The organism is Dellaglioa sp. CoH-55-MRSF-7, assembly GCF_056782235.1.
Genome location: NZ_JBXAYI010000192.1, coordinates 1 through 255, shown reverse-complemented (window position 1 = coordinate 255; position 255 = coordinate 1). Strand labels below are relative to the sequence as shown.

1 protein-coding gene is annotated in these 255 nt (G+C 58.0%); it reads left to right on the top strand.

Annotation, left to right across the window (positions count from 1 at the left end; genetic code table 11):
- A partial coding sequence (locus tag AC1RPU_RS08355) for a hypothetical protein (RefSeq protein ID WP_481769706.1) occupies nt 1–200 on the top strand: 200 nt, incomplete at its 5' end.
- Between the last annotated feature and the right edge of the window lie 55 nt (nt 201–255).

Here is a 255-nt window from a genome sequence, read left to right as displayed (position 1 = left end):
CGGCTCATGTTTTGACCAACATTGCTGACGTCACCTACCGGACCACTCACGATCGCGAAGCGGCTGAGGCTTTAGCAGCTTGGCTCAATACCCCCGAGAGCATGCAGCAGCTGCATGCCGAGATCTCTGCCAAGCCCGAGTACGCCAACGCGGAGCAGATTCGCACTTCTCTGGCCGAAGTCGTGGAAATCCCGGATTGACCGTGGCAGGTCCGGGCCGTGCCTCACAAGTTGACGTTCCTCAATGAAAAGCAAC